At 41.7% G+C, this 21604-nt stretch carries 19 protein-coding genes; 14 read left to right on the top strand and 5 right to left on the bottom strand.

All coding sequences use genetic code 11. From position 1 onward, the window contains the following. Nucleotides 1–74: 74 nt before the first annotated feature. Nucleotides 75–1667, bottom strand: a complete 1593-nt coding sequence (locus tag HRQ91_RS03890; RefSeq protein ID WP_210120353.1) for a DUF3943 domain-containing protein — start codon at nucleotides 1665–1667, stop codon at nucleotides 75–77. A gap of 289 nt (nucleotides 1668–1956) precedes the next feature. Here HRQ91_RS03890 and eda point away from each other — a divergent pair, with 289 nt between their 5' ends. The 3 genes from eda (at nucleotide 1957) to HRQ91_RS03905 (ending at nucleotide 5666) form a co-directional block, all read left to right on the top strand. Continuing rightward, nucleotides 1957–2583, top strand: coding sequence for a bifunctional 4-hydroxy-2-oxoglutarate aldolase/2-dehydro-3-deoxy-phosphogluconate aldolase (eda, locus tag HRQ91_RS03895; protein WP_210120354.1), 627 nt, complete (start codon nucleotides 1957–1959; stop codon nucleotides 2581–2583). A gap of 13 nt (nucleotides 2584–2596) precedes the next feature. After that, nucleotides 2597–5050, top strand: coding sequence for a helicase C-terminal domain-containing protein (locus HRQ91_RS03900; RefSeq protein WP_210120355.1), 2454 nt, complete (start codon nucleotides 2597–2599; stop codon nucleotides 5048–5050). 439 nt (nucleotides 5051–5489) lie between these two features. Further along, nucleotides 5490–5666 (top strand): hypothetical protein, encoded by a 177-nt coding sequence (locus HRQ91_RS03905; protein WP_210116828.1) that lies wholly within the window; start codon nucleotides 5490–5492, stop codon nucleotides 5664–5666. A gap of 140 nt (nucleotides 5667–5806) precedes the next feature. Here HRQ91_RS03905 and HRQ91_RS03910 read toward each other — a convergent pair whose 3' ends face one another. Beyond that, nucleotides 5807–6562: a 1-acyl-sn-glycerol-3-phosphate acyltransferase gene (locus HRQ91_RS03910; protein ID WP_210120356.1), complete on the bottom strand. Its 756-nt coding sequence runs from the start codon at nucleotides 6560–6562 to the stop codon at nucleotides 5807–5809. Between the two features lie 296 nt (nucleotides 6563–6858). Between HRQ91_RS03910 and HRQ91_RS03915 the strand changes: the two genes are divergently transcribed. The 11 genes from HRQ91_RS03915 (at nucleotide 6859) to HRQ91_RS03965 (ending at nucleotide 19103) form a co-directional block, all read left to right on the top strand. After that, a complete protein-coding gene (locus HRQ91_RS03915) occupies nucleotides 6859–7908 on the top strand; it encodes an ABC transporter ATP-binding protein (RefSeq protein ID WP_210120357.1) in 1050 nt (349 codons plus the stop codon). Next, on the top strand, nucleotides 7905–8828 hold the full coding sequence (locus tag HRQ91_RS03920; protein WP_210120358.1) for a carbohydrate ABC transporter permease: 924 nt from the start codon (nucleotides 7905–7907) through the stop codon (nucleotides 8826–8828). The genes HRQ91_RS03915 and HRQ91_RS03920 overlap by 4 nt, the downstream gene beginning before the upstream one ends. Nucleotides 8829–8843: 15 nt before the next feature. Further along, entirely contained in the window at nucleotides 8844–9689 is an 846-nt protein-coding gene (locus HRQ91_RS03925; protein WP_210120359.1) for a carbohydrate ABC transporter permease, read from the top strand. A gap of 26 nt (nucleotides 9690–9715) precedes the next feature. Then, nucleotides 9716–11059, top strand: coding sequence for an ABC transporter substrate-binding protein (locus HRQ91_RS03930; RefSeq protein WP_210120360.1), 1344 nt, complete (start codon nucleotides 9716–9718; stop codon nucleotides 11057–11059). Nucleotides 11060–11254: 195 nt separating this feature from the next. Then, nucleotides 11255–12568, top strand: coding sequence for an alkaline phosphatase family protein (locus HRQ91_RS03935; protein ID WP_210120361.1), 1314 nt, complete (start codon nucleotides 11255–11257; stop codon nucleotides 12566–12568). Between the two features lie 120 nt (nucleotides 12569–12688). Beyond that, a complete protein-coding gene (gene rpsT, locus HRQ91_RS03940; RefSeq protein WP_210120362.1) occupies nucleotides 12689–12967 on the top strand; it encodes a 30S ribosomal protein S20 in 279 nt (92 codons plus the stop codon). Between the two features lie 82 nt (nucleotides 12968–13049). Then, nucleotides 13050–13370: an HU family DNA-binding protein gene (locus HRQ91_RS03945; RefSeq protein ID WP_210120363.1), complete on the top strand. Its 321-nt coding sequence runs from the start codon at nucleotides 13050–13052 to the stop codon at nucleotides 13368–13370. Nucleotides 13371–13409: 39 nt separating this feature from the next. Then, a complete protein-coding gene (lnt, locus tag HRQ91_RS03950) occupies nucleotides 13410–15128 on the top strand; it encodes an apolipoprotein N-acyltransferase (RefSeq protein ID WP_210120364.1) in 1719 nt (572 codons plus the stop codon). Between the two features lie 367 nt (nucleotides 15129–15495). Next, on the top strand, nucleotides 15496–15909 hold the full coding sequence (locus HRQ91_RS03955) for a bactofilin family protein (protein ID WP_210120365.1): 414 nt from the start codon (nucleotides 15496–15498) through the stop codon (nucleotides 15907–15909). 250 nt (nucleotides 15910–16159) lie between these two features. Next, a complete protein-coding gene (rho, locus tag HRQ91_RS03960; protein WP_210120366.1) occupies nucleotides 16160–17953 on the top strand; it encodes a transcription termination factor Rho in 1794 nt (597 codons plus the stop codon). 88 nt (nucleotides 17954–18041) lie between these two features. Continuing rightward, nucleotides 18042–19103 carry a LacI family DNA-binding transcriptional regulator gene (locus HRQ91_RS03965; RefSeq protein ID WP_210120367.1) on the top strand — a complete coding sequence of 354 codons (1062 nt, stop codon included), beginning with the start codon at nucleotides 18042–18044 and terminating at the stop codon, nucleotides 19101–19103. 372 nt (nucleotides 19104–19475) lie between these two features. Here HRQ91_RS03965 and HRQ91_RS03970 read toward each other — a convergent pair whose 3' ends face one another. The 3 genes from HRQ91_RS03970 to HRQ91_RS03980 are packed head-to-tail and all read right to left on the bottom strand — an operon-like array spanning nucleotide 19476 to nucleotide 21560. Beyond that, nucleotides 19476–19760, bottom strand: a complete 285-nt coding sequence (locus tag HRQ91_RS03970) for a sugar phosphate isomerase family (RefSeq protein ID WP_210120368.1) — start codon at nucleotides 19758–19760, stop codon at nucleotides 19476–19478. A 7-nt stretch (nucleotides 19761–19767) separates the two neighbouring features. Next, nucleotides 19768–21057 (bottom strand): TRAP transporter large permease, encoded by a 1290-nt coding sequence (locus tag HRQ91_RS03975; RefSeq protein WP_210120369.1) that lies wholly within the window; start codon nucleotides 21055–21057, stop codon nucleotides 19768–19770. After that, entirely contained in the window at nucleotides 21054–21560 is a 507-nt protein-coding gene (locus tag HRQ91_RS03980; protein WP_210120370.1) for a TRAP transporter small permease, read from the bottom strand. Before HRQ91_RS03980 ends, HRQ91_RS03975 begins: the two co-directional genes overlap by 4 nt. Between the last annotated feature and the right edge of the window lie 44 nt (nucleotides 21561–21604).

A 21604-nucleotide genomic window follows, 5' to 3' on the forward strand; every position in this document is an offset into this window, starting at 1 on the left:
GGCTTCCGAGATAGTCTGCCGAAAAGCAACCGGCTTTTGCGACTGCCCCTCAGTTCCGGTCGGTCGACTCGGCCTTATTTCAATTTCAGGCGTGCAAAAAGGCTTCCGGTATAGACCGCCTGAAAAATCTCCGGAATGTCTTTATAAAAAGATTTTTTTGCATAAATTTGATTGCCGATTCCTATATTGAGTTTGGGCGACACGGGAATTTCATAGTTTACGGTTCCTATACCGATCATCTCCCATCCTGTAAACATGTTATCCTGAAGCTGGTGGTTAAACACATACATCGCATAGCCGTGAAAGTCGGTATCCAAAATAAATCCGTTTTTGCTTGTATATTTGAATTTCAGTACGGTTTCGTTCCCTACGGTGTAGTTATAATCCCTAAATGTTTCGTCTGGAGACGGCACTTTTTCGCGCCTGTAATAATAATAGTCGGTCGTTCCAAGAATAAGCGCGTCCACATGCAGCTGCCACTCTGTTTTGCTCCCGCCGGGATTTCTTATTCTTTGTTTGAATGCGGCTCCCAAAGCTAAAGATGAAAGCTCCATAAACGAATGCCATATAAAATCATAGTCGAATATCATTCCGACGGAAGTATCTTTATTTTCGCCCAGATCGATAAAACGTGAAAACATCATTCCGCTGCTTGTAATGTGAATATCGTACATGAGTTTTTCTTCAACGCTGTTCGCCCCTTTCCCGCTCCCGACGCCTACGGCTCCGCCTATGTCCAATTCGAATTGGCTGAACGGCACGTTGGAATCCCAGCCGTAAGGATCGTTGTAGACTACGTGAATTTCAGGTGAAAAAAACGCGGGAAAGATTTCTATGTCGTCTCCGAAATCAGAAGAAAAATTCGTATATGCGCGAGTAGTGCCGGCGCCTAATTTAAATGAAAGTTCACGTATGTTTCCTGTCGATCCTCTCTGCTTTTCGCCGTTCATCATGTCGGTCAAAAGCCTGTTCGGGTTTAAAGCCGCGGACAAGAGCCGCGATATTTCATCCGCTTCTACGGAAAGTCTGTAAAGCATTTCTCCGACGGCGAAGGCGCCTACGGTAGTGTAGACCATGTCGTTGATCGAAGGCGAATTGCGCTCGAAAAACCACTCCCATATCGTAGAGCCCAATACGGTAACGCCGAACGATTCAAGTTGATTTAAGTTTGAAGCGCGCGAAGCCATGTAGTAAAGTCCGCCCTGATAAGGGTGAAGCACGAAATTTGTCCAATACCAGTCGGTGTCCCAAGAAATTTCATGTTCGTAAAAATATCTTGTGTCTTCCCAGTTTACTTTCGCCCACGACCTGTTGCCGACAAAACGGTTCCATCCGCTTATTACAAGATTGTCAAACATCATGACTGACAGAGCCGTAAGATAATGCTTTTTAGGCGCAGTTTCGCCGCCGCTCTCGAGACTGTCCGCGGTAAAGTCCGCAGAGGAACCCGAAGCGGAACCTGCTGCAAAACCTATCTCCAAAGGTGAAAATCGTATTTCTGCGGAGGGTTCAATACCTTCGGCGCTGTAAACGGTATCCTGTCGCTGCTCGAAACTCCTCTGCGAATCTGCATCGATTTGCGCGCTTTGTTTTGCAGAGATAAAGGACAGGGCAAAGACAAAGGCGGCCGCAGAGACGGCTTTTTTATAGATATTACTCTTATTCATATCAGAAACATTCCCTATGTGTTTTGTAAAGATGCGTAAAAAAATTGCGGGCTGATAAGTTTACGGACGAAATGCCGCAAATTGTATTTTATTTAAAATTTCACGTTTTACTTTGGCGTACGGTCTTGTATCAAAACGCAATTTATCGTATTACTAATATAACGATTTTCGCCTTGCGTTGCAAACAGATGCGAGGCGGCGTTGCATTAAATTGTGCGCAAAAAATGCGCGAAAACGGCATTCTCTGAAATCTAAATTTCCTCATATGCCGTTTTATTTAGGAGTTGTTATGAAAAAAGATGTTTTTGAAACAATGGCTAAGGTAAAGGTTGTTCCCGTAATAAAGATCGACGATCTGAAAAACACCTTGCCTCTTATCGATGCCCTCGTCGCAGGCGGTCTTCCGATCGCTGAAATAACGTTTCGCTCGCCCGTAGCCGCCGAGGCTATCAAGATAGTTGCAAAAGAAAGACCGGACGTCCTAACCCTTGCGGGCACCGTCCTTACTTTGGAACAGGCCGAAAAGGCCGTAAATTCCGGTGCAAGCGCGATAGTCGCTCCAGGATACTATCCCGAACTCGGAGAATGGTGTGCCAAAAAGGGCGTTCCGTACTGCCCCGGAGTGAACAGCCCGTCACAGATGGAACTTGCGCTGCGAAACGGCTTGGAAGTTGTAAAATTCTTTCCGGCGGAACAGTCCGGCGGCGTGGGTTTTATAAAGGCCGTGGGAGCCGTCTATCCTCTTAAATTTATGCCTACCGGCGGCGTCACTCAAAAAAACATTAAGGATTACCTTGCTCTCAAAAATGTGCTTTGCTGCGGAGGTTCGTGGATGGTAAAGGCGGATCTTATAAATGAAGGCAAATTCGACGAGATCACGCGCCTTACAAAAGAAGCCATGTCGCTTGTAAAATAAAAAACAGTAATAAATGGATATTACTGAGCGATTTTCCGATGCGGTCATTGCCGTTATGCGTGAAGCGATTTTAAACGCGGGCGGCAATGAAGTTTTTTTTACCGGCGCGATCGATTCCAAAGGGCTTGTCGTTTCAGTAACGGCTGCCGCCCGGGGCAACGAGCGCTCCGTCCCCGTAAATTTAAATGAAATGCGCGAATGTTCCGTTTTGATTCACAATCATCCGAACGGAATTCTTTTACCTTCGGAGGCGGATCTTGGAGTCGCTTCGCACGCTTCCGAAAACGCTCAAGGGTTCTACATAGTAAACAACGACGTAAACAGCGTGTATGTCGTCATGGAGCCCGTAAAACCCAAGGTAATAAAAAAACTTGACGTTGAAGACGCAGCTTTTTATCTGTCGGACGGCGGCCCCCTGTCTTTCCAATCGAAATCATTTGAAGAACGCCTTGTTCAGATCGAACTTTTAAAAAAGATAGTTTACGCCTTTAACGAAAATTCCATAGGCGTATTTGAAGCCGGAACGGGAGTAGGTAAGTCCTATGCCTATCTTATTCCTTCGATGCTTTGGGCTGCTGAAAACAGTGAAAGAGTGGTAATCTCCACAGGCACTATAAATTTGCAGCAGCAGCTGTCCGAAAAAGACATTCCCGCCGCAGAAAAAATAATAGGAAAAAAAATCAAAACCGTTTTAGTAAAGGGCCGGCAGAATTTTATCTGTCTGAGGCGCTTGGAAGACATAGCGAACGACAGGGATATGTTCAGCGAAGACACTGAAACCATCGATAAAATTGCGGAATGGGCAAAAACTTCTCCTACGGGCAGCAGGAGCGACCTTCCGTTTATGCCGCCGGAAAATGTGTGGAGCCGCCTGTGTTCCGAAAGCGACGCCTGCATGGGAATGCGCTGCGTACATCGCGAAAAGTGTTTTGTCATGCGCGTAAGAAAAGACGCCGCCGGCGCAAACCTCCTTATAGTAAACCATCACCTTCTGTTCGCCGACATTGAATCGCGCATGAGCGGAATAGGGTATGACGATGCGGCCGTATTGCCTCCGTATAGAAGGCTGATATTTGACGAGGCGCACGACATTGAAAGCTCCGCCACAAGTTTTTTCAGTGCAAGTCTTACGCGCTTCCGCCTTATGCGCCTTTTGAACCGCCTTTATCGCAAAAAACGCAATTCTTTAACGGGTTATCTTTTTACACTTCAGGCTCTTTCATCCGCTCCCGACGAGACGGCTCATGTGATTGAGTCGATTGAAAGCGTAAAAAACAATATAGCCGATCTTGAAAAAGTTTCGTTCGACCTTCTTTTAAACGAACATACGCTGCGCTTAAATTCTTCTTCCGCACGTTCTTTCGGCCCCGTGATCGCTCTTATCACAAATCTGGGCGACAACGTAGCCGCCGTCTGTGCGTTCGTTCGTGACATTATGGAAGGGATCGACGACAATGGCAAAGAAAATTCCCAATATTGGGAAACAAGGAATATCTTGAGGCGCTTGGACGATATTACGGTGTTTTGTAAGAATTTCAGCGCATGGGAGGAACAAAGCGATACCGTATTTTGGCTGCAAAGACTTCGTATAAGCGCGCCTTCCTCCAAGAGCGACGAAAGTTCCCAGTACATACAATTTGTCCAGACGCCGCTGGATATATCTTTCCGCATGGCGTCAGGAGTTTTCGAACCTATGAAAACGGTTGTGTGCACTTCGGCGACTCTTTCGGTAGGAAAAAAATTTGATTTTTGGAATCACCGCACGGGCGTCAACCGCATTGATGATAAAAGGCTTTTAACGGGGGAATTCCCTTCGCCGTTTCCTTATAGAACTAACATGCTCTTTTCCGTTATTTCAGACGCTCCGTTCCCCGATAGCATGAGTTATCAGAATTTTGTGGACAAGGCCGTCGTTCGCATGATCAAGGCCGCAGGCGGAAGGACGCTGATATTGTTTACGTCCTATGATTCTCTAAAAAAATCGTGCGACTATGCGCGTGCCGCGCTCAAATCTTCAGGAATCACCGTCTTTAAACAAGGAGAAGATGACCGTTTCAGACTCCTTGAGAACTTTAAAAAAGACACGACAAGCGTTCTTTTTGCCACGGATTCATTCAGGCAAGGTATCGATGTACCGGGAGAGTCACTTTCTCAGGTGATCATAGTAAAACTTCCGTTCAGCGTTCCAAACGATCCAGTCTTCGCCGCACGTTCCGAATTGATAGAACAAAGAGGCGGAAGCTCTTTTATGGATCTAAGCGTTCCCGAAGCGATCATAAAATTTCGACAGGGAATAGGAAGGCTTATAAGGCGAAGCGACGACCGCGGATGTGTAGTTGTCTTTGATCGGCGCATAATGGAAAAACCGTACGGACGGCTTTTTATGTCAAGCATTCCCGAAACGAAGTGCATTTATGCGCCGCTTGAAGAAAGCGCCGAACGTGTGGAGCGTTTTTTGGACGCGTAAAAATTTTGTGCGAGGGCCTCGACAGCCGCCGGCAACCGTAGTTTAGAGCCGCACCGAAAACATTCGCCGACAGTTCCTGCACAGCGTCTTTAATTTGCAGCATTAAAAAAAACGGCTACACTCCCGGCAGCGTCCTGCCGTTCGCCGCGGCTGACCGTAATAGGTATCGGACTGCGCTCGCTTTCTTCTGGAAAGCTCGCTTGCCAACGGTCAGAGCGGCTCGGCGTCAGTTATCGCTGCCTCGCGTTTCGCCTTTTTTCCTTTTAACGTAGGCATTTCCATACGCTAATACATTTACGCAGTTCTTTCCCCGCCGTCGCACCGAAAACATTCGCCGACAGATTCTGCACAGCGCCTTTCATTTTTTTTGCCTTGACCTGAACAGCCGTAATTGATATTATAAACGGAAATTAAATCACAATCGGCATGGAGGTGTGTTATGGCTGGAGCCAGTAAAAACTCTCGTACTACTGTTGCAAAACAGACATTTATTGATCCGGAATCCGGCGGCGAAATAGTCATGAAAACAATACTTAAAAACGGTAAGCTCAGAAATGTAGCGGTATGTGAAAAAACACAGCGCACGGAAAGACGACCGAAGGATTTTCTTAAATAATTGTTTTAGTTACAAAAAACCTGCACTTCCGTGCAGGCTTTTTTTTGTCCCGCCATTAAGATTTCATTTAATTTTCCTGTGCAGCGGCATCGATCGGTGCGGGCGGCATTAATCGGCGCAGCGGTCTATTTCATTTTATGCTAGGCCTTTTCTTCAGTTCGCCATTTATCAAGTTGTGCGCCGATGAGAGCCTTTGCTTCGTTTAAAACCGCATTCTGTTCTTCTTTTCCGTTGGGAGGCGGAAAGACTTTTAAAACCTTTACTCGATACGAACCGTCTTTAAGGTTTGTAAATATGTTTTTAAGGTTATTGATCTTCCAGCCGCCTTCAAGGGCGCAGACGGCAACCGGCAGGTGCACCGCGTCGGTGAGTCTTCTGAACCCTGCAGCATAAAATTGCCCCAAACTTCCGTCTTTGCTTCGCGTTCCTTCGGGAAACAATACGGGAATCTGATCCCGCTCCTTTACGCGTAAGGCAAATTTGTCCAATTCACGCATCGCAACCGAAGGATTTCCTTTTCTGGGAATTATACAGTGCTCGTGAGCTCTCAACATTTCCGAAACCAGCGGTACGTGCCGCCCTAAAGAGTCTTTTGCGACAAAGCGGAGGTCTTTTTCCGGCAAGAATACCATGTAAAGAGGAATATCCATCAGACTTTGGTGATTTGATATCACTAAAAACTGTTCGGGAAGAAGTTTTTTGCTTGCGGCATCGTCGTCAAAACGAAAATTCTTATAAAGGTTCAAAATTGCAAACACGCGGTGCGCGCAGACTTTTACAATGTAATTTGAAATTCTTATGCAAAGTTTTTTAGAAACAGGGTAGGCAAAGATATTCAATATTGCAACCCACGCTAAGGCTACAAGCAGGCAGGACATCGTAATAAAATTTATCATACGGAGAATTGTAACTTCAATTATTTTTACTGTCAATTTGACGGATGAAAATTGATTTTCGTGTTTCGATTATTTATTTTGAAAATTTAAAAGTTGACAAATAAAATAACTGACAATAGAATTATATAAAATTGTTTTATAAATCGGTTTATAAATAGTATAATTTTTATAATGATCGAAGAGACTGTCTCAAAAGTTTATTACTTCTCGACAGCTCGTTGAGTTTAAAAATAAGTCCTTACATTGCAATGGCTTATTTTTGAGCGTTGCGTATAAATCAAGGAAAGAGGTACGGTGTGGCAAAGATTGAATTCATTGATGTATCAAAATCTTTCGGCTCTAATAATGTCATCAGTCATTTGAATTTAACTATTCAAGACGGAACTTTTACCGTTCTTGTCGGACCGTCCGGGTGCGGTAAAACAACCTTACTTCGCATGATTGCCGGAATAGGCCCTGCCACAAGCGGAAAAATCCTGTTGGATGAACAAGACATCAGCGACCTTCCACCGGGTAAACGCCAAATTGCAATGGTGTTTCAAAACTATGCAATCTATCCAAGTATGAGTGTCCGAGAAAACATAGAATTCGGTTTGAAAAATAATCATGTACCGAAAGAAGAACGGAAACTCCTTATCAACGAAGTATCTGAAAGTGTCGGCTTAACAGACTTTCTGGATAGAAAACCTGCAACCCTTTCCGGAGGGCAGCGTCAGCGCGTTGCCTTGGCCAGAGCCATGGTAAAAAAACCGAAAGTCTTTTTAATGGATGAACCTCTTTCCAATCTTGATGCAAAACTGCGTGTTGCAATGAGGACGGAACTTATCAGACTTCATAAGCAGTTAAATACAACGTTTGTATATGTAACGCACGATCAAACGGAAGCGATGTCTATGGCCGATCACATTGTTCTGATGGATCATGGTATCATTCAACAAGAAGCAACACCGGCAACAATTTATCGCGATCCGGATAATGTATTTTCCGCACAATTTATCGGAACTCCTCCTATGAATATCTTTTCTCTTAAAGGAACGAAAATAAAATACGGTTTTCGTCCGGAACGCGCTTCCCTTGCCAAACAAGCGACTTCTAAAGGTTTTTTCAGGAAATGTAAAATCGCAACACGCGAATTATTAGGGTCTGAAATTCAATATTGCATAGAACTGAAAGAAGGGTTGGTAATGGTAAAAAGTATGAACGACGATTTCCAATTAGATGAAGAGGTATACATTCAAGTAGATGATCAATGGATCTATTTTTTTGATGAAAATGATAAAAGAATCCGCGACACAAATAAAATTGAAGACTACCTTATGCACCTAAAAACGGCGGAACAGATATGAGAAAGATTAATACGCAAACGCACCGTGAACGATTCGCAGGAGAAAAGAAGATTCGTTATATTTTACCGTACTTAATGATAGCGCCTGCAATTGTTTTTTTAATTATTTTTACATATTGGCCCTTAATTAATTTGGTACAATTAAGTTTTCAAGATTACAATATGATAAATCCTGCAAAAACGAAATTTGTAGGTCTACAAAATTTTTATAATATTTTATTTGTAAAAGATGATTTTATTGTCGCACTCAAGAATACAAGTGTTTACACTTGTTGCGTTGTTATCTTTTTAATTTTATTTGCCATTCTCTTTGCGTTATGGGTAAAAAAAGATACATGGCAAAATTATTTTGCCCAAACGGCTTTTTTTACACCCCACATTATTGCAATGATAAGTTGCGGTATGGTTTGGGCATGGATTATGGATACGGACCGAGGTATTCTGAATACGGTTTTTAACTTTTTCGGTCTTCCGAGTCTTCGATGGTTAAACAGTTCTAAAACTGCCATGCTGTCAGTTGTCATTGTTTCCGTATGGAAAAACATAGGCTATTATGCATTGATAATAATTTCTTCGCTGAAATCTATTCCGACCGAAATATATGAGGCCGCTGAATTAGATAATACGCCTCGAGGAAGAAAATTTTTCCGGATTACTCTGCCGATGATTTCTCCCCAGTTATTCTTTTTGCTGATAACTATTACCATAGGATCGTTTAAGGTTTTTGATACTATTCGAGTTATGACAGACGGAGGCCCCGGCAGCGCAACGGATGTCGTTGCATATTATATTTATCGATATGCCTTTCATCACTTCCGTATCGGCTTAGCAGCTGCAGCTGGAGTTGTTTTAATGATTGTTATGATTATTATGACAATTATCTATTTCAAGGTATTGGCAAAGAAAGTTTTTTATCAATAAATGAGGAACGTCCTAATGAAACCTTATAATTATAACAAAATACTAAATTACATTTTTGTTTCGCTTGATTGGATTTTTAAAATGTTTATTGTACTTTTGTTTTTATTTCCTTTTTATTGGATGATAATTACGAGTCTAAAAACCAATTCCGAAGCTATACTGGTGCCTCCCACTTTATGGCCGCGGCATTTTACTCTGGAAGGGTATATTATATTAATACAAAAAATAAAATTATTTACATATGTAAAAAACAGTGTTTTTGTAACTTTCGGGTGTATTATACTGGAATTAGTTATAATGGTTCCTGCAGCCTACGCTTTTGCAAAATTTGACTTTATCGGGAAAAAACTCTTTTTCGCTATGATATTGGTTGCATTTATGATTCCGACACAACTAACTTTTATTACCGTATACTTGATGATGGCAAAACATAAACTGTTAAACACATTATTACCGCAAATCCTGCCTTTTGGAGCAAATGCTTTTGGTATTTTCTTATTGCGGCAAACTTTTATGCAAATTCCTGACGAAATTATTGAAAGTGCCCGTTTGGACAATGCAAAAGAAGCGAAAATAATGTTTAAATTAATGCTTCCCATGTGTCAATCTACTGTAGTTACAATTGCGCTTTTTAGTTTTGTAGGGCACTGGAATTCTTATTTTTGGCCGCTTGTTATGACCGATAAAGAGATTGTAAGACCCTTAACGATTGCTCTCGAAAAACTGAAAGACGTAGAATACGGTATTAATTGGAATTTAATCATGGCCGGTAATGTCCTGTTGGTTTTCCCGATTTTAATTATTTTTGTCTTTGCAAGCAGAAAAATTATCCAAGCTTTTGCATACAAAGGCGTAAAATAAAAAATTCTTTTTAAGGAGGATGGTAAATGAAAAGAATTTCTATGTTTGTGCTTTTGCTCTCGCTGATGGGAGCAATCCTTTTTGCAGGAGGGGGAAAAGAAGACGCGTCTAAAGGAAAAACGGAACCGGTAGAAGTCAGCGGGCCGGTAAAAATTACTGTTTGGCATCCGAGAGGAGCAGGACCGAACGGAGAGCAAATAGCAAAATCTGTAAAGGAATTTAATGAAACAAACGGAAAGCAAATCGTCGTCGAAGAAGTTTATCAAGGGAATTATCCGACCACCTTGTCAAAGGTTGTTCAAGCTTGTGCTGCGGGAACTAACCCGACAATGGCTGTTCTTGAAAGAGCCGCAGGAGTTCCGTATATGTACGAGCAGGGATTACTGCTTGATATGATGCCGTATGCTAAAAGAGATAACTTCGACACAAAAAATTATCCTGACGCATTAATGTATTACTGCATACATAATGGGGAATTAATATCTTTACCTTATGTTCGATCAACCCCTGTGTTTTATTATAATAAAAAGTTATTTGCTCAGGCAGGCATAAAAAATCCTCCTAAGACAATAGATGACCTTATTGCTGCCGGTAAAAAATTAACCAAAGTCGGCCCTGACGGCAAGACTCAAATCTACGGTTTTTCTATGAATATCGATGCCGCATGGTATGTTCAAAACATGACGTATCAACTCGGCAGTAATATGCTGAGTGAGGACGGAAACAGCGCGCCGTCTTTATATGATGGAGTCCTTTTAAAAGTCTTAAAAGCTTGGAGACAATGGGTCGACGAAGGTTGGTGCAAGGCGCCGGAAGTACTGCAAGGTCCTACAAAAATGAAAGAAGCTTTTGCACAAGGATATATCGCTTGTATTATGGAATCTACCGGATCTATGGGCGGAATTTTAAGAAATGCGAAAAACACAGGCGTTGATGTCGGGATCGCCTTTCTTCCTACATGGGATAAACCGTCCGCACCTGTAGGAGGCGGAAACATTGCCATTATCGGACGTAACACGACACCGCAAGAACAAGCCGCCGCATGGGAATTTATTAAGTTTTTGATGACGGATAAACAAGTTGCTGAAAACAGCGTTAATACAGGTTATTTACCTGCAAGTAAAACGTCTGTCAATCAAAAAATTGTTCAGGATTTATGGAAAGAACATCCCCAATACAAAACGGCGTTTGAACAATTGGCTATAGCACAAGAAATTCCATGGTCGCCTTATAAGAGCCAGTATGAAGAACAGATGAATCGCATTTGCGGAAAATTAATCCAAGATCGAAATATATCTGCTGAAGAGGCGATTAAAGAATTACAGGCGGAAGCGGAACAGATTCTACCTAAAAAACCTAAAGTGAAATAATCTATATTTTATCTACAAGAGGCTGTCAAAAAAGTTTGTTACTTTGTTTGACAGCCCTCAAGTTTAAAATAAGCACTTGCATTGCAATGGCTTATTTTTAACGTCGCATATAAATCAAGGAGACTGTCCAAAAGCCGAAATTTTCGGACAGCCTTTGTTATTATGAGGTCTATAACGACTGTCCGAGGTATTTTAATGAAAAAAAAACTAGTTGTTTTCTCTCTGGATGCAATGGTTAGAGAAGACGTTGAGTATTTAAAAACTCTTCCGCGATTTAAATTTTATTTTCAAAATAAATATAGTGAAGTAAAAACCATAAGATCAATTTATCCAACGATAACCTATCCTGTGCATACATCAATTGCTACAGGATGTTATCCGGATAAAACCGGCGTAACAAATAATTATCCGTTTAGCACGGAAACAGGAGAACTTCCTTGGTGTTGGTTTCATGATGTTGTAAAATGTCCAGATATATTTGATATAGCACATGATGCAGGTTTAAAAACGGCCGCGTGTTTTTGGCCTGTAACAGGGAACCATCCATCTATTGATTACTTGATCAATGAATATTGGATACAGCCCGGTGAAACACTCTCGGAAGGATTTAAAAGAAACGGCAGTAACAAAGAAATGCTGGCGATAATTGATAAAAATAAAGGTCTTTTACCTGCCTCTTTTGTGCATGGAGGAAGAAAAAAGTTTGTACAGCAGCCGTACCTGGATAATTTTATTGTTGAATGCACATGCGATATAATTGAACAATACAAACCCGATGTTTTATTTTTACATGGCGGCTATATGGATCACGTACGACATCAAACAGGTCTTTTCAATTCTACCGTTACGGAAGGAATAAAGCTTTGTGACGATTGGATCGGACAAATAATGAATTCTTTGAATAAGGCAGGCATATTGGATGAAACAAACATAGTCCTGTTGAGCGACCATGGACAACTCGGTATTGTCCGTACAGTAAACATCAACATGTTCTTTTTGAATCGCGGTTGGATTACTGTGGATGCTGAAGGTAAAATACAAGACTGGAAAGTATTCAGTTTTTCAAACGCAATGAGTACTCTGATATATGTTAAAGACAAAAAAGATGAACCTGAAGTAGAAAAAACACTTTGTGAAATGGCGAGAGAAGGAATTTACGGTTTTACGGAAGTCTTTAATCGCAAAGAAGCGAAAGATAAATATCATCTTGCCGGAGATTTTTCTTTTGTCTTGGAAAGTGACGGGTATTCGTCATTCGGAAACAAGACTCAATATCCTATTATTCAAAAACTGAATAATGAAGATTTTATTCATGGCAAAGCGACACACGGATATCTTCCTGAAAAAGGCCCCCAGCCCTTTTTTTTATGTATGGGGCCGGATTTTAAACAAGGTGTAGTATTGGAGCGCCGAGATATTGTCGACGAAGCTCCGACTTTTGCTAAAATATTGGATTGTAAATTTCCATACACAGACGGAGTATGCATGGATGAAATTTTAAATATATAAAGTGAAAAAATGATACGAAGCGGTTAATTCTTTGAAATATCATATTTATTTGTATGCTTGACTAAAGCTGTTTCGCTCTGTTAATATATGTTATTAGTTTTTTGTTTTGGGGGGCATCCTTTGTCTATAAAAAAAACATCTGCAGAAAAACGGTTCGCACAAAGTGAAGTGCGTCGGTTGCGCAATAAATCGATTAAGAGCAAGTGTCATACATGTGTCAGGCGGTTTGTAGAAGCCGTCCAGAAAAAAGATCAAAAAGCTTCGGAAGATGCATTAAAAATTCTTGTAAAGGAACTTGATTCGGCGCGCGGTAAGGGCGTTTTAAAGCCGAATGCAGTTTCCAGAAAAAAGTCCCGTATGATGAAACTTTACAACGTTTCATTTTTACAGTCTAAGTAATTTAAATTTACTGGCAACATGACGTATGTTTTGAGATTTTTTCGATCCCGGAACATACGAATTTTTTTGTTGAGGTTCTTCAATGTCCGCTAAAAAAATTACCAAATATGATCTGGTTGAATCCGTGTATCAAAACACAAAACATGAAAAACGTGTTGTTCAGGACATTGTAGAGAATTTATTGATAGAACTTAAAACTGTTTTAAAAGAGGGCGCCACTATAGAGCTCAGAGGATTCGGTACGTTTGAACCGCGTTTACGAAAGGGGCGCACAAGAGCTCGTAACCCCAAGACGGGAGAGCAACTGTCCGTAGCCCCTCATTATGTAGCGGCTTTTCGCTCTGGACAGGAGCTGAAAAAAGCTTTGTGGGATCTTCCTGTCACAGAGGACAAAAAGGACTAGCTTTGCCTTATGGCCTCCGTCGAAAAAAAATCTTTATCTTTGAAAAAAAAAATACGATCGTTTTTAATTAATATTCTGCTTCTTGTTTCGGGAGCTTTTTTGTTCGCTTTTTCAAATCCCGGTTTTATTTTTCCTGAGGGAATATCGTTTTTTGCGTGGTTTGCCTATGTTCCCGTTTTTGTTTTAATTTATCGCGCCTCTTTGAAAAGCGTTTGGCTGTACGGATTTGTGTACGGCGTTATTTCATACATGCTTTACGTTTCGTGGCTGGTAACTTTCAGCCCGGCCGGTTCCTTGGCCATAGAAATACAATACGGGCTCATGCTTCTTGTTGTGTTTACCTGTATGAAGCTGTGTATGATATTTTTTCCTAAAAAAGGCTGGATCGCATCTTTTGTAATCTTTTGCGCCTACGAATACCTTAAAACCGTGGGCTTTGCAGGATTCAGTTACGGCGTTACGGCCTATACCCAATGGAAAAATCTCGTTTTAATGCAATGCTCGGAACTTGCAGGCGTGTGGCCGCTTTCGGCTTTAGTGGTGTTTCCGTCAGTATGGTTTTCTTCCGTAATTTTGAGATTTACCGAAAGCGCTGAAACTGAAAGTTCAGGAAACGCCGAAAATACCGAAAATGAAAGCGCCGATCGCGATACCGCTGTAGATAGTTCCGGTCGCGTGAACGGTGGATGTTGTGTAAAATCATTTTTACGTCCCGTAAAATCGCACGGAATTTCCGCCTGCGTGTGGCTTTGTTTTTTTTCGGCGGCCGTATTATACGGATGCTTATCACGTAAGGACTATTCTGCAATGCCGTCGGTAAAAGTCACCGCAATCCAGCATAATACCGATCCGTGGCTTAGCAATGACTCGGATGATTATGCGGAAGACGTTAATAATTTGATAGATCTTTCTCAAAAAGCGCTCTCGCAGGATGCAGATATAAAACTTGTAGTATGGCCTGAAACTTCCGTCATTCCGCCCGTGATAAAACACTATAAGTTGCGGCCGGACAGAAACCGCTTTAATATCGTAAAAAAATTTCTTGAATTTGTGGAAGAACAAAGGGCTGTCTTTGTCGTGGGGAACGATCATCAGGATGATATATACGAAGACGATCCAGACGATTATAATTCCGTTTTAGTCTTTGTTCCCGGGAAAAACGTTTTGCCGCCGAATCCTGAAATTTACCGAAAGATTCGGCTCGTGCCTTTTACGGAAAATTTTCCGTGGCCTAAGCAGTTTCCGCGCTTGTATGAAGCTTTGCTGGCAGGCGACACGCATCTGTGGTCCAAAGGCGAAGAATACACGGTTTTCCGTGAAGCGGGACTTGCATTTTCCACACCCGTGTGCTTTGAAGATACGTTCGGTGAAACGGGCAGAAATATGTTCAATGCCGGCGCGCGTGCGCTTGTAAACCTTTCAAACGACGCATGGTCGAAAAGCCTTTCGTGCCAGAATCAACATTTGGCTATGGCTCGGTTCCGCTGCATTGAAAACCGCATCCCTGCGGTTCGCAGTACGGCTTCGGGGCAAACTTGTATTATCGATCCCAACGGAATAATACGGGCGATGGCTCCACCGTTTGAAAAGACTTTCGTGACAGGTGAAATACCCGTTATTCCCGACGATGCTACGCCGACGTTGTACTGCCGCATAGGCGACCTTGTAGGCGCCGCATTTGCGACAGCAGCTTTTTGCGTTTTGACGGTGGGATTTATATTGTATATTTTAAGAAGAAAGTTTAAATTGAACGTCTGAAGTGACGCCGTTCAATTTAACTTAGAGTTTCCCTTCGGAAAACTCTTTTATTTAGCTGTGCGCAAAGAGCGCACGAATTCAACAGTCTCCAAAATTGATATTTTGTTCGACTGTTGAATTTTAAGGAATGTTTAATTTCGACCGCTGAAATAGTATAAGCCGACGTACTTCCGTGTACATCGGCTTATGGCGAATTTTGGCAAAGCCAAAATATCGCTTTTACATATTTTGCCGCCATCCATGGCGGTACTTGAACTTAGAGTTTCCCTTCGGAAAACTCTTTTATTTAACTGTGCGCCAAGAGCGCACCAATTGCACTCGGTCGAAAATTGAAATTTTCTTCCTCGTGCAATTTTAAGGGTGTAAAATGGACAATGAAAAGCGAAATTTAACCGTGTTCGGAGCGGAAACGGATTTTGACGGAGAACTTGAATACACTGACGATCTTGTGATAACCGGAAAATTCCACGGGAATATAAGATCGAAGGGATCTTTGGAAATAGCCAAGACAGCAGTTTGCAATGTGGGAAAAATCTCCGTGCAGTCGATAGTCATATTCGGAACCGTCACGGGCGATATAGAAGCCTCCGAGCGCATTGAAATGTGCAACGGCAGTAAGGTCAGCGGAAATGTTTCTACCGCACACTTGCGTATTGCCGAAAACGTCAACTTCGACGGACAGGTGACCATGCTTGACGATGTTCCCGACATAGATTTGTTTTCCGTCGCTTCAAAAGAATATAAACAGGCTCTTGTTCTGAAGTCGGATTTTGTAGGCTGAGTTTTGTGATCCGCTGCACTTTGGCAATTTGGCCGTCGCAGTTTGCGGCGGTCGTAATTTGGCAGTTTGATAATTTTCCTGCGGCCGTTTGATAGGGCGCTTGAATTGTGATTGACAAAAATTCATGTATGTGTAATTATATTATCAACAAGTGTTTATTTCTTTTCCTGTAGAGAGCAAATTCCAATACATTTTTTATTTTTTACAATGTTTTATATATTTATTTTACTAATTGCCAGGAGTTTTTTTAATGAAACCATTCCAAAGACGTCGTTCTAGCGATGCGTCTGAAGGCCGGCTGCAGTTGAATGAAGACGGACAAACGCAGCTTGATCTTGATGTTCAATCTTTAAACGGATCGATCGAACCGGAGGTCGGAAATACGGATTCTGATACTGATTCCTCCGACGAAATCGAATCCGATCGAAATGAAGATGCTGCAAAAGCGGTGGTTCGTCCGAAGCGCCGCCGTATAGTAAAGGCAAAAAAAGAAACCGTCGACGTTCCTTCTGCAGAGACTTCTTTGCAAACCGAAGAAAATCCGGCTTCTTTTTCCGCAGCGGATCCTGCCGAGAATTCCGCGGAAGAAGACGGTCAAACGCCTTCTCACGGTGAAAAAAACAGATGGGGCGGCGCTATGCCGAAATTCAGCGGCGGGCGCAAATTTGTGCGTACCGGCGGATATCAGCGGCATTCAAGCAGCGCAAGGGATGAAGCCGTAAAAGCTGCGCAGACCATCGAAAATCCTGAAGAATATGAGTCAAAGCCGCGTCTTTTGATAAACGATCTTACAAAGATGGGCATGCATGAGCTTAGGAGCCTTGCGATCCAGTACGGTTTTTCAAACGATGATCTTGCTCCCATGAAAAAACAAGAACTTATCTTTGTAATACTGAAGGCACATACGGAGCACGGCGGAATTATTTTTGCTTCCGGTTCTCTTGAAATACTTCCCGACGGATACGGGTTTTTGCGTTCTCCACAGAACAGCTATTTACCCGGCCCTGACGACATCTATATCTCTCCGAGCCAAATACGTCTTTTCAATCTTAAGACGGGAGACACGGTTTACGGGCAGACGAGATCTCCTAAAGAAGGAGAAAGATTTTTTGCCTTGCTCCGCATAGAATCCGTCAATTTCGACGAGCCTCGCATCGCGCAGACGCGCATTCCCTTTGAAAATTTGACGCCTCTTTATCCCGATGAAAAATTTCATTTGGAGACGGTTTCGACGGAAATGTCTTCGCGCATAGTCGACTTGTTCAGCCCTATCGGAAAGGGACAGCGCCTTTTGATCGTCGCTCCGCCTAAGGCCGGGAAAACTATCCTGATGCAGAAGATCGCCAATGCGATCACTACAAATCATCCTGAAGTATATTTGATTGTGCTTCTCATAGACGAGCGGCCGGAAGAAGTTACCGAAATGGAAAGGTCGATAAAGGCTGAAGTTATCTCTTCAACCTTTGACGAGCAGGCTACGCGGCACGTACAGGTTGCGGAAATGGTACTTGAAAAGGCTAAACGGCTTGTCGAACATAAGCGCGACGTGGTTATCTTTTTGGATTCCATTACCCGCCTTGCGCGCGCCTATAACCAAACGGTTCCCACTTCTGGAAAGGTTCTGTCGGGCGGCGTAGACAGCAACGCTTTGCACAAGCCTAAAAGATTTTTCGGCGCAGCACGTAACGTGGAAGAAGGCGGAAGCCTTACCATTATTTCAACCGCTTTGATAGAAACCGGCAGCCGCATGGACGAAGTTATTTTTGAAGAATTCAAAGGAACCGGCAACAGTGAAATCGATCTTGACCGCAAATTGGCCGAACGCAGGCTTTTCCCGGCTATAAACATCAAAAAATCCGGAACGCGAAAAGAAGAGCTTTTGCTTACGGAAAACGAGCTTCAGAAATTGTGGGTGCTGCGTAAGGTTCTCAATCCTATGGAAGACGCGGAAATTATGGAACTGCTTATCGACCGAATGAAAAAAACCAAGGACAATAACGCTTTCCTGGCTTCTATGAATACGGGGGCTGCTGCGGTTTCTTGATTGTAAATTTTGCTTATGATAGACTAAATCGCGATCAATACATTAGATATGAGGCTTTTTTATGTGAAAACAGAGAATTGCAATAATTATGAGACCTGCAAAAATAAGTGATGTTGCTAAACTTGCAAAAACATCCACAGCAACAGTTTCACGTGTTTTATCGAATAGTGGATATCCAGTAAGTAATGAAACTGCAAAGCGCGTTCGTGATGCAGCCGAACAGTTGAATTACTCGCCAAATCTTGCAGGCCATATGCTTAAGTCTAGGTCCGCAAAAACTCTTGGAATAATCATTCCTTCACTGCAAAACCCTTTTTTTATACAGCTTGTACGCGGCATTGAGGATGCAGCAGCATCTGTTGGTTACACAACATTTGTTTTTAACTCAAGGCGGAGTGCTGAGACCGAACGAGAACTTATAAGCAAACTGCAACATTTGAGTGTAAGAGGGCTTTTAATATCGTCTCTGGATTCAAACGATCAAATGATTAAGCGTTTTTTGGATACGGGTGCAGCAGCCGTGATATTTGAATCTAATTGCCCGATAGACTTTAACCGACGGGTAATTGATGCAACTCCAAAAATGAATGAGAACAGTGCACTTGCAACAAGGGCCCTGCTTGAACGCAATCATCGGAGAATTGCTCTTCTTACAACCCCTTTAACAAGAAACAACCGAAAAATGGTATATCTTGGTTATTGCAGTGCCATGGATGAATATAATATACCTGATGAAGGCCGACTTGTTCTCGAAGCAACATCTGAACGTGAGAAAGATGATAGTATATTTGAATTTGAAGTCGGAAAAGAATTGGGAAACCAATTCTATAATCTAGGAAAATCATTCAGTGGAATAGTAGCAGTAAATGATTTGGTTGCCTGTGGTGTTATTCATGAACTTATAAGCTTACATGTTAGGATTCCGGAAGATGTTTCAGTTATTGGTATTGATAACATCCCACAAGATATTATGATTACTCCTGCAATAAGTTCAGTAGATCAAGACAGCTATCGACATGGATATAATGCATGTATTAAACTAATTAATTCTCTTGATTTAGAAGAATATAAAGATTGGCCAATAAGAAGATGTTATATCCCTCCAAAAGTAATTATTCGGGATTCTATCAAACCGCTTGACGTTTTTTAATGAACAAGCGGTTTGAATTTTTTATAGTTGTGATGCAGAGTCGGGATCGAGATAAAGTTTTGCACAATTTTTTCCCCGCAGAATTGTACATGGGCAGCTTTAATTTATTATACCTTCAAGCATTCTTTTTACTGCATTCGCTTTATTACTTGTAGGAACAACACAAAACATTGCTTTTGCACGTAGAAGCCCAGAAATGGTTACCGACATAGAATACGCCGGAACTTCACTGACATTTGAAAAGCATCCGTCATTTACTTGCTGTTGACGGCAAACATCGTCCAAATGTACCAACCAGCTTAACAAAGTGAATATCATTGAAATCGGCTTCATCCGGGTCATTGAACGCTATATGCCCATCTTCACCTATTCCTAAAATGCAAATATCCATACCCTTTGTGGAGCATCTGCAGTCAAGCCAATGTACTCATCCATATGAAACCCATTAACACGTGTCCAGTCAATATCCTTATCCAATATTAAGTTTTCAAGTACTTCATTTTGTGAGGGTGCGGCAGCAAACATAATATTAATTTCATCTTTTGTTTGAAGAAGAACCTTTATAAGGGATGACACATCTTCTCTTGCAATTCTCCTTATTTCTTCTCTGCTGTCAACAATATAAATTTGAAGTTTTTCTTTTTTTTTATATCTCATATTACCCTCACGATCCATAGACAAGATTTGGCAGGAACAAAACAACATCCGGCAAAAAAATTAAAATAATAAATACAATTAGAACTGCAGCAAAAAACGGAATGCTATACTTAATATATTCCTCTATCGGGCAACCAAGGATGCCGCAAACAATATAACACGCCGTACCGACCGGAGGCGTCATAACACCTACAGTCAGAAGTGTTGCCATCATAACTCCAAAATGTACTGGGTCAATACCTGCTGCCTCGACAATTGGAAGAAATATTGGTGTGAGAAGCAAAGTATTTACATCAGAATCTAAAACCATGCCTAGAAGGAAAAGTAAAATTAAAATTATTATTTGCAATAAGGCAGGATTTGATGTAATGCCCATAACCGCTTCACTTATCAATACTGGGACCTTTTCTTTTGTAATTGCATAAGAAAAAACGCCCGACAAGCAGATAATCATCAATATTACACCTGTATCCATGCAGGCATTTTTTAGAGAGATAAGAAACTTCTGCCAAGTCAATTCTTTATAGACAAATTTACCTATAAAAATAGCATAAACAACAGCAAAAGCGCCTCCCTCAGAAGGGGTAAAAAGTCCAATCCTTATGCCGACAAGTAGGATGACCGGAAAAAGCAGTGCAGGTATTGACTCTTTAAGCGTGTATCTCAATTCTTTCTTGTCAATCGGTTCATATTTGTGTGTTGGTGGCTCGTATCCATGTTTTTTTGCGGTAAAATGAACTGTAATCATTAATGCAACACACATCAACAAACCCGGTATTATCCCGGCAATAAAAAGACGGCCAATTGAAACCCCTCCGACAAACCCAAATAATATTAAACCAACAGATGGAGGAATTGTCGCTGTTATCAAAGATGATAGACAGGTTACCACAGCTGAATATCCCTTTGGATATCCGCGACGCACCATATCCAAGCCAAGAACACGTGCTTCCATTGATGCATCAGCGCATGCTGATCCGGAAATCCCACCCATCATTGTTGAAAGAAGGACATTTATCTGGGCCAAGCCTCCCCACATTTTTCGTGTTATTATTTGTGCAAGCCTAAGCAGGTTCTTAGTAATCCCGGTCTCATTCATAAGACTTCCCGCAAAAATAAAGAAAGGTACTGCAAGAAAACTGTATGATTGAGTCTGAGCAACAACACGCTGAACCGCTATTGAAATAGGAATAGTGCCATTTGTAATAAAGTATGCAACGCCTGCAATTCCAATTACAAAAGCAATCGGCATATTTAAGCAAAGGAGAAGAATAAAAGTAATCAATAGAATTATCATATCAGCTCCTCCTTCTTCTCACCCACGCTTACTTTTTTAAAGGAAAGAAATCTAAAGCTATTGACAATATTTGTCAACGCTGTAATTGACATAAAAATAGAAGCTACTGGAAGACTTGCTGTTGCGTATGAGTATGATATTCCAACAGTTTGATAGGAACGTTTTATATTTGACATACAAAGAGAGTACCCATATTTAATAAATAGTATTAATGTAATAAGAATCAGTATGTTCATTACGAGCTTAATGGCAGCTCTTACTTTTTCAGGAAACTTTCTGGTAATAATATCGACACCCATTATCTTATCTGATCGAAAAGCCATGTCTCCGCCTATAAATGCCAACCATGCAAGCAAAAACTGTGACAATTCAATTGTCCATGAAATAGGATGATTAATGCATCTCCCAACTGCAGTAATGAATGATAATGCTACAATTACACAGAGAATTGCAGCACAAAGATACTCTTCTGCTTTTGAAAAAAAAGAAGTAATTTTTTTCATCTCTTGGCTCCATTTCTGTTGAAAAGTTCCTGCAGGCGTACACC

Source organism: Treponema parvum (genome assembly GCF_017893965.1).
GTDB classification, from domain to species: Bacteria; Spirochaetota; Spirochaetia; order Treponematales; family Treponemataceae; genus Treponema_D; species Treponema_D parvum.